This is a genomic window from Haemophilus sp. HMSC068C11, from assembly GCF_001815355.1.
Taxonomy (GTDB): domain Bacteria; phylum Pseudomonadota; class Gammaproteobacteria; order Enterobacterales; family Pasteurellaceae; genus Haemophilus_D.
This window is the reverse complement of the sequence record NZ_KV820362.1, coordinates 1-8,780: the sequence shown is the minus strand read 5'-3', so window position 1 is coordinate 8,780 and position 8,780 is coordinate 1. Positions and strand designations below refer to the sequence as shown.

The window sequence follows — 8,780 nt, the reverse complement described above, 5'->3', positions numbered from 1 at the left end:
AAAAGTAAATCTAGAGGTTTAACAAGCTCAACGACAGAAGTTTATCGACATAAACACGATTATGACGTTGCGGAAGCCTCAAATTTAGATGCAGATAAGATTTATCTTCATTCAAGCAAAGGTAATGTCACTATTCAGGGCTCAAATGTAGCAGCTGGTAATGGTTTGACGGTGAAGGCTAAAAACATTGATATTCGCGAAGCTGAGAACCGAGTCTACTCTGATGATTATTACAGCAAGAAAAAATCAGGCATATTGGGAGGTGGTATTGGAGTAACCTTTGGTTCTCAAAAACAAACCACAGAAAGTGATCAGACTAAGCTTTATGCGAAAGGTAGCCAAGTAGGTAGCTTGAACGGTAATACTACGATGATTGCGGAAAACACTTATACTCAAACTGCGAGTAAGGTGAGTGCAATCAAAGACGGCGATGTGAATATTCTGGCGAAAAAAGTCGATATTAAAGCTGCAGATGACAAATATGAAACCAATACCAAACAAAAATTTGAGCAAAAAGGTTTAACTATTGCTATTAGCTCTCCTGTTATTTCTGCTATTCAAGCAGTACAAGGGGCTATCGAATCCACTAAACAAGTTGGCGATAGTAAACATGACCGAGTGAATACTATGTCGGCAGCTAATGCTGGCTTTGAGGCTTATCGTGCCTACCAATCTGGAAAAAAAGCTGTAACCGATGTCAAAGATTTTATGAATGGTGAAGGGGATGTCGACTCCTTGATCGGTGTACAAATCACTTATGGTCAACAGAAGAGCGAATCTCACTCTCATACTGAAGGAAAAACAGCCTATAAATCCCAAGTTAATGCTGGCGGCAAAGTAAATATTATGGCGACAGGTGCAGGAAAGGATTCCAATATTAATATTGAAGGCTCAGATATCTCAGGCAAACAAGGCACAACATTGATTGCAGATAACCAAGTCAATATCAAAGCCACAGAACAAAACCACCAAGAACGTAGTACCAATAAATCAAGTGGTTTTAATGCAGGGGTAGCCATTAAAGTGAGTAATGGTGAGGCTGCCGGGGTTACTGTAGGGGGTAATTACGGGAAAGGCTACGGCAATGGTGATGAAACTACTTATGTTGCTAGCCATGTAGGTGATAGCCAAAGTAAAACTGTGGTTAAAGCAGGCGGAGATGTAACCCTTGCGGGCAGTCAAGTTAAAGGTAAAGGTGTCGAATTAGATGCAGAAAATCTGAAAATTGAAAGCTTGCAAGATAAATCTAGCTATCGCGGTAAGCAAATGAATGCAAGTGCTAGTGTGACAGTAGGCTACGGTTTTGCTGCGGGTGGTAGTTTCAATAAGTCGAAAGTTAATACAGACTATGCGAGTGTAAATGAACAGGCAGGAATTTTTGCAGGTAATGATGGCTATGATATCAATGTAAAAAATAAAGTTTCTTCTATTGGTGGCGCTATCATTTCAAGTGCACCAAAAGAGAAAAATCAAATGACAGCACAAGATTTCGAATATTCGAATATTCAAAATTATTCTAATGCGAAATCATCTGCGATGGGATTGATGGGAGGTTTCTCTGTAGATCGTGATCAAACTTCTGATGAGGATAAAGCTTTAAATAAAACTTATCGTGGTGAGGATAGAAAGGGCGAAACCTTTGAACAGGCGAATCCAAATAAAGCAAATCAATTGCCAGTAAAATTTGGTTTAGGCACAAATGATGTTCATAGTACAGATTTATACGCTGCAGCAAAAATTGGTCTAGCTAATTTAGCGAGCTATAGCAGTCAAAGTGAAAATAATCAGAGTATAACTAATGCTGTGATTAGTGATGGTAACTTTAATATTGCGAGTATACAGGGCAAACAGAATATTGAGACTATCAAGAAATCAACAGAGCAAGACGCAAATAAACTTGAAAAAGCAGATCATGCGAAAATGCAAAAAGAAGTTGAACAGGATGTTGCAACAATTCAGAGTTTTACGAAGAATGTTGGTGGTGCTACGGATGAAGCTTATCGAACAATGTTTATCGCAGAACATCGGATGTTTACTCATAAAGTGGATGAAAAAGGGAATCCTATAAAGGATCCAGAAATCCTGAAGAAAATAAATGAAGAAGCGGATGCTAAGGGAGTAAGTCGAAAAGACTATCTTCAAGAACAATTGGATAAAGGACGTAATATTTATCAATTGCATGAGTTATCAGATCAAGAGCGTAATCAATTACAAAAAGTTACTTATACTGATCCAAAAACAGGGAAAACAGAGAGTAAATATGTCGTTGCATTTAATGGCATCTTTAATGATCGTAATTCCGCCGCAAAATTTGCAGTACAAAACTATATTGCGGGCAGGGATGATAAGACAGGCAATATAAATCAAAAGGTATATAAAGATGTTTATTTTGTTCACCATCCTAAAGCGAAAAATGGTTTGTCAGAGCTCTTAGTTGCCGGTTATGAAAAAATGTTCGAAGGTTCTTTTGGGAATGTATTAGGGATGGATAATTCAAGTTTACAAGCGATGAATATGATGAAGCAGTATGGTAAAGATGATTTATACCTAGGTTCCCATAGTCGTGGCACATTAACATTAAGTAATGCATTAAAAGCGCTAAATACAGAAGATAACCAAGCTAAAAAGCTACTTTCAGGTACGACAATTAAAATGGTGGGTCCTGCAGCTGATGTTACAAGAGCGGATGGTTATTTAAGTCAATTGCAAACGGGTAAAGAAAGAACCACTTCAGATGGTTCAATTCGGATTGAGAATCATGCGAGTGACCCAGTAGGTAGTATGCCGATTTTATTGGGAGGAAACCCTGCAACGACATCTGAAAATAATCTGAATAAAAGCTGGTTACAGCGAACAGCAGATATGTTTAGTGATGAACGTTTATCCGTACATAATTGTCACGGGTTAGGACAACAACAATGCGTTATTGATGGATATAGAACTAAAGGAGATCTCAAAATGGGTAATGAAAGAACTATTTTTGAATTAAATAAAGCGAAGGAGAAATAAAATGAAAATAAGATTTTTATTCTTAATACCCTCAATCTTATTGCTTACAAGCTGTAGTGGATGGTTTCAACCTCTACCGCCATACTATCATTGGCGTTTGCATAATGCGGATGCATTATTCCCTGAATCAGATCCTGATGTTTTAACTAAATATGTTGACAGAAGAAAAAAAGATATGACTGATTGCGGTATTATAGATTGGGCGGCAGGAGAAAGTGATAATCCAGAGGTCAATCTTTGTTTAGAGAAAAAAGGCTGGTATTTAGAAGGTGGACCTGTTTGTGAAAATACACTAATGTGGGATAGACCTCCATGTATCCAATGGCGAAAAAAACACAGCAAGCCTGATGCTAAGCCTTGGCAGTAATTAAAAAAGGCGCTTAAAAGTGCGGTCAATATTCAGTGAATTCTAAAATCTCTTGAATATTGACCGCACTTTTCTAAAGGCAAGAGTTGCTGCTAGATAGCGCGCGTCTCCTGACGCGTGCTTGTATCTATCTAAGAATAGACAAACTGAAATTACTCATAAAAATAGTGAAAATTTGAATTAAACAAAACAGATGTTTTGGCACGCGTCAGGAGACGCGCGCCATCGTGGGGGGCCGGTTATGAAAAGATGTTCGAAGGTTCTTTTGGAAACCTATTAGGGATGGATAATTCGAGTTTACAAGCGATGAACATGATGAAGCAATATGGTAAAGATGATTTATACCTCGGTTCTCATAGTCGTGGAACATTAACTGTTAGTAATGCATTAAAAGCATTAAATACAGAAGACAACCGAGAGAAAAAATTGCTTTCAAACACCACTGTTAAAATGGTGGGTCCTGCAGCTGATGTTACAAGAGCGGATGGTTATTTAAGTCAATTGCAAACGGGTAAAGAAAGAACCACTTCAAATGGTTCAATTCGGATTGAGAATCATGCTAGTGACCCTGTTGGTAGTATGCCGATTTTATTGGGAGGAAACCCTGCAACAACATCTGAAAATAATCTCAATAAAGGTTTGGTTGAACGTATTAGTGATATATTTGGTGACACTTCATCAGTACATAATTGCTATGGACTAGGGCAACAACAATGCGTTATTGATGGATATCGAACGAAGGGAGATCTAAAAATGGGAAATGAGCAAACCATTTTTAATTTAAATAAATCAAAAGGAGAATGATATGAAGATTCTATTTTTTATATTTGGTTTGCTAACAATCAATGCTTGTTCTTTTGGAGGATTTCAACCACCACCACCACATGATCATTGGCGTTTGCATAATTCTAGGGCTTTATTTCCTAACTCAGATCCTCAAGGACGTATTAATTTTCTTGAAAGAAGAAAAAAAGACATGTCGGATTGTGGTATGGATTTTGTGACAGGTGAAAGTGTTAATCCAGAAGAGAATCTTTGTTTAGAGAAAAAAGGTTGGTATCTTGAAGGTGGTCCAGTTTGTGAAGAAAGGCTAATGTGGGATAGTCCAATATGTATCCAATGGCGAAAAAAACATAGCAAACCTGATGCTAAGCCTTGGGGATAAATAATGCAGAAGTATTTTAAGCAGAGTACAATTTAACTCGATACAAAGTGCAGTCAATTTTAAAGAGTTTTAAAATCTCTCAAAAACTGACCGCACTTTGTATTTTCAACGATACTTATGGTAAGCAAACCTTATAATTTCACATCCAACTTCGCGTAAGCTCGTTCTACTTTTTCCAATGCTTTTTCTACGGAAATATCACGGGCAAGTAATACACCTAAACGGCGATGGGCATTGACTTCGCCTTTGCCGAAAAGGTGAATATTACTATTAAACCTAAACCTTGCATTGGTGTATAGTAAAGATTCCAATAGCCAATCTAGCACGACAAAAAGTGGCAAATTAGAGAACCGTTTTAATAAAGATGATGTTCAAAAAGAACTTGATTTCCAACGTGAGGTGACAGAGAAATTTGGACCAAATGTCGCGGAAGCAGGAAGTTTGCTTGCTAATAAATTTGGCGAAGAAGCGAAAGCGAAGCGTCATGAAGCCGCAATTGCGTTAGAAGAAGCAGAAAAAGCCAAGGCAGAAAACAACAACGAAACTAACCGCACTTTAGTAAAACAAGCACGAGATAATTTTGAGACAGCGAGTCGCGAAGCTAAAGAATGGGAAACGGGTGGAAGTAAACGCCTTATCATTGATTCGGCATTAAATGTTATCAGTACCGCTTTAGCTGGCAGACCGGCAGCGGAAGTGGTGGCTTCAGGATTATCACCTGCGGTGAATAATCAAATTAAGAAAGCGACAACAGATGCAAAAGGCAATGTGAATACCGCGCTCAATTTGACAGCTCATGCACTTTGGGGCGCGGTAGAGGCTTATGCAGGCAACCGTAATGTTGCTGCTGGTGCTGCGGGTGCAGCTGGTGGTGAGACGGCGGCTCATTTCCTTGCCTCGACACTTTACAATAAATCACCTGAAAAGCTTAGCGAAGAAGAAAAACGTACGGTATCGTCTTTAAGCCAAGTAGCAGCAGGTATTGCTGGTGGTACTTTATCGGATAGCTCTGATGGGGCAATTATTGCAGCTAAAACAGCGAAAGATTCAGTGGAGAATAACAGCATGGCTGATGACGTTCATCCTAGTGATGAGCGTAAGCAAAACATTGAAATGTATGCCAAGGTTTTATTCAATGGAGATGAAGATAAAGCTAAAGAATATCAAGAAGGTCTAGAGATTGCAGAAGCTCAAGGGCAACTTGATAGTGTTAAAGAAACAGCGAATGCTGTTGTTAATTTAGATGATACCGTTGTCTCTTTATGGGAAGCTATCTCAAACCCAGAGAAAACCTATAATAATGTTGTGGTCTCGTTGAAAGATTGGGATGAGGCTTATGCGCGTGCTCTTCAAGAAAATCCAAAACTCGCGGGTGAAATGCAAGGTTACCGCCAAGGCCAAATGAAAGGTGTTTCAACTGGAGGAGTGGTGCTAAGTGGTGCGGGATTGGCGATAGCTAAGTCTATTGCCAAATTAAAAAATGGAAAGATTGATGTAGCCCATTCCAGTGTTAATGTTGCGAAAATCAGCAAATATTACAGTTAATCAATCTCTTGATAACCAACAAGGTGAGATTTTATCGGCTGGTCGAGTTGATATTGTAAATCCAGATTTAACCTTGGTTGTAAATAATGCACTAGGAAAAATTGAATCGGTGATTGGCACAACATTACAAGCCAAAACATTAGCGGATGAAGGTTCGATTAGAACAAAAGGAGATTTGGGTATTGAGTTAAATGATAGCTTTACCCTAAATAAAGCCTTTGGTGTAGGCAATAATCTTACTTTTAAAACAAAAGGTGATTTTGTTAATAATTCCAACCTTGTGGTAGGTAATTCAGCATCAGTTGAAGGATCTACTATTCAAAATAATGCTAATGCAGAAATTTCCTCGATAAACACTCGCATTCAAGCCAATAAACTGGATAACTTTGGTTTAATAGATGGTGACACCACAGTGATTAAAGCCAATGATGTCAATAATATCGGTACTGCACGTATTTATGGTAGTCATCTTGCCATTCAAGCAAATAATTTAAATAATCTTGAGAACACTGACGGAACAGCAGCGACTATCGCTGCTCGCGAGAGACTTGATTTAGGTGTCAGTAATTTAGTAAACCGTAACCATTCACTTATTATGAGTTTAGGTAATATCTATATTGGTGGACAGTTAAATGACAATAATCAAGCAACTGGTTATGCAAATAGCATTGATAACGGTAGTGCAACCATTGAAGCTTTAGGAAGTGGTTGGATTAAGACACATCATCTTTTAAACCAAGATTTACATTTAAGGTTAGGACATAAATATACTAAAAATCATTTTGTTACTTATTCCCCATTTGATAGTAGTGCGACTTATTATAGTAATGAAGGAGAAAAAGGTGAGGGTTATTTAGATCATGTTAATAATAGTCGTCATAATAGCAATCAATATTTTCGTTTCAATGATGGACGTAAAGCTGTGGCAGCTCGAAATTGGCTGAAACAAGATTACATTCGAACCACAGATACTAATACCATTGAACACCAAGATCCCAGTAAATTGCTTATCGGGCAATCTTTACATTTGGAAGGGGGGGAGTATACGAATAAACACTCTCGAATTGTGATTGGTGACACCTTATATTTAGCGGATAAGGCGATTAAGGAACCCGTCAGTACAGTAAGTCAAGGATTACTAAAACTGAGTAATATTGATGTTGATGGTGAAATTCATCGTCGAGATATCGGTTTGAAAAAAGATATTAAAAAAGAACATCGTCATCATGGTTCGAGAGGTAAAAAAGTTTGGGCTGTGTATGGAGGAGATGAACAAAAAATTGACCGCCTCTTACCTGTCGAACCGTTCAAATTTGGGCTGGAACTTTTAAAAATAGGTGAGCCGGTGGAGTCTACTGGCATAATTGTTGGGGATAAATCAGATTTCCAAGGCATTTCATTAGCGGAGAAAACACCTTTAAATACAGATTTAAATGTTCACCGCGTTAATCTAGAAGCAATCACGTCTGGAGTGATGAAAAATAAAGATAACCTTGATATCAAAACGCATTTACCAGATATTTCATTGCCACAGGCAAGCCTTTATAAAATCAACCCTGAGGTATCAGGACAGTTTTTGGTTGAAACAGATCCGCGTTTTACACAGAAATCTAAATGGCTCAGTTCTGATTATATGTTCAAACAGTTGCGCAATGATCCACAAAATATGCTTAAACGTTTGGGCGATGGTTTTTATGAACAACGTTTAGTAAACGAACAAATTAATCAGCTCACTGGTAGACGTTTTCTAGAAAATTACTCTTCCGATTATGACCAATATAAAGCCTTGATGGATAACGGGGCATACTACGCCCAAAAAATGAATTTAGTACCAGGCGTTGCTTTGACATCTTCTCAGATGAAAGAGTTAACTTCTGATATGGTTTGGATGGTAAAACGTGAAGTGACTTTAAAAGATGGTTCTAAGAAAGAAGTATTAGTGCCACAGGTTTACGTTGTTGGACGTAATACCGATATTGATAGTCGAGGTGCAGTGATTTCTGCCAATGATGTCATTATGAATATCAAAGGTGATGTACAAAATAGTGGCGTAATTTCTGGACGTAATCTAACAGGCTTAGCCGCAAATAATATTGAGAACTTAGGTGGTCGCTTACAGGGTCGAGAACTTTATTTGGTAGCTAAAAATATGCTCAATAATCTTGGTGGAGAGTTAAATGCAACAGATCATTTAGTTGCTCAAGGAAAGCATATTAATATTGAAAGTACCACGAGTGAAACAGAAAACACACCTGATTTTTACCAAAAATCACTAACACAACAAGCATCTGTAAAGGTTGGCAATGATAACAAAAAAGGCAGTGCTAGCTTTATTGCGACTGAAAATATTACTGTAAAAGGTGCAAATGTAGATGTGAATGGAAATGTGGTTTTCTCTGCAGGTAAAGCATTGAATTTTGGTACGGTAGAAACTGAAAATAAAGAGCATTACGTACCAAATGCAGATAATTACTATAAGCTTGATCAAAAACAAGAAGTTGGCAGTCAGTTAAATGTTACAGGAAATCTTGATGCTGTAGGTAAAAGTGCGGTTGAAATGCGAGGTGTTTCTGTAACCAGTAATGGCACTATGAATGTGATGTCTGAGGGGAATATTAATATCCAAGAAGCCCGTTATAAAGAGCAGCTTTCTAGTGGTTCAAAAAGTAAATCTAGAGGTTTAACAAGCTCAAC

The 8,780-nt window shown here is 37.9% G+C and carries 5 protein-coding genes and 2 pseudogenes; 6 read left to right on the top strand and 1 reads right to left on the bottom strand.

Annotation, left to right across the window (positions count from 1 at the left end; genetic code table 11):
- From HMPREF3020_RS05630 to HMPREF3020_RS05615, 4 genes are all read left to right on the top strand, one after another.
- On the top strand, positions 1-3,009 hold a 3,009-nt coding region (locus HMPREF3020_RS05630), incomplete at its 5' end, for a hemagglutinin repeat-containing protein (RefSeq protein ID WP_180363113.1).
- 1 nt (position 3,010) lies between these two features.
- Positions 3,011-3,376 carry a hypothetical protein gene (locus HMPREF3020_RS05625; RefSeq protein WP_065264895.1) on the top strand — a complete coding sequence of 122 codons (366 nt, stop codon included), beginning with the start codon at positions 3,011-3,013 and terminating at the stop codon, positions 3,374-3,376.
- A 249-nt stretch (positions 3,377-3,625) separates the two neighbouring features.
- Entirely contained in the window at positions 3,626-4,180 is a 555-nt protein-coding gene (locus HMPREF3020_RS09535; RefSeq protein ID WP_257281994.1) for a hypothetical protein, read from the top strand.
- Between the two features lies 1 nt (position 4,181).
- Positions 4,182-4,541, top strand: a complete 360-nt coding sequence (locus tag HMPREF3020_RS05615) for a hypothetical protein (RefSeq protein ID WP_070775825.1) — start codon at positions 4,182-4,184, stop codon at positions 4,539-4,541.
- Between the two features lie 131 nt (positions 4,542-4,672).
- On the opposite strand, the pseudogene HMPREF3020_RS09565 reads toward HMPREF3020_RS05615, so the two are convergent.
- A pseudogene (locus HMPREF3020_RS09565) lies at positions 4,673-4,888 on the bottom strand (hypothetical protein); the annotation flags it as partial.
- On the opposite strand from HMPREF3020_RS09565, the gene HMPREF3020_RS05610 reads away from it, so the two are divergent.
- Complete coding sequence (locus HMPREF3020_RS05610) at positions 4,833-6,086, top strand: VENN motif pre-toxin domain-containing protein (RefSeq protein WP_070775824.1); 1,254 nt, start codon at positions 4,833-4,835, stop codon at positions 6,084-6,086. The pseudogene HMPREF3020_RS09565 and the gene HMPREF3020_RS05610 sit on opposite strands and share 56 nt — an antisense overlap.
- Positions 6,055-8,780 (top strand): annotated as a pseudogene (locus tag HMPREF3020_RS05605) (S-layer family protein); the annotation flags it as partial. The gene HMPREF3020_RS05610 and the pseudogene HMPREF3020_RS05605, both read left to right, overlap by 32 nt.

Coding starts and splice junctions, on each gene's coding strand:
- HMPREF3020_RS05625 (WP_065264895.1), top strand. CDS start 3,011: ATGAAAATAAGATTTTTATTCTTAATACCCTCAATCTTATTGCTTACA.
- HMPREF3020_RS09535 (WP_257281994.1), top strand. CDS start 3,626: ATGTTCGAAGGTTCTTTTGGAAACCTATTAGGGATGGATAATTCGAGT.
- HMPREF3020_RS05615 (WP_070775825.1), top strand. CDS start 4,182: ATGAAGATTCTATTTTTTATATTTGGTTTGCTAACAATCAATGCTTGT.